This window comes from Nocardia coffeae (assembly GCF_019890715.1).
GTDB classification, from domain to species: Bacteria; Actinomycetota; Actinomycetes; order Mycobacteriales; family Mycobacteriaceae; genus Nocardia; species Nocardia jiangxiensis.
Genome location: NZ_JAINZY010000104.1, coordinates 1 through 261 on the forward strand (window position 1 = coordinate 1; position 261 = coordinate 261).

A 261-nucleotide genomic window follows, 5' to 3' on the forward strand; every position below is an offset into this window, starting at 1 on the left:
ATCCGCGTGAGTTCGGGATCACGCAGAATCGACTCGGGCTCGCGCAGATCGGCATGGATGAAGGCGGTCCGGCCCTCGGGCGTGCTCTTCATGAGCGCACGGGCGTGGGCCAGCACGAGCGGATCTTTGTCCACGTACACGATGCGCGCCGCGGGATTCACCTCCTGTGCGACCTGGTGGGTGTTGCGCGCGGTCGGCAGGCCGGTGCCGATATCGAGGAATTGGGTGATGCCCAGGTCGGTGATCGCGTACCGCACGGTG

The 261-nt window shown here is 66.3% G+C and carries 1 protein-coding gene; it reads right to left on the reverse strand.

Features of this window, described 5'->3' with window-relative positions:
- A partial coding sequence (locus K7711_RS47225; RefSeq protein WP_222979760.1) for an SAM-dependent methyltransferase occupies positions 1-261 on the reverse strand: 261 nt, incomplete at both ends.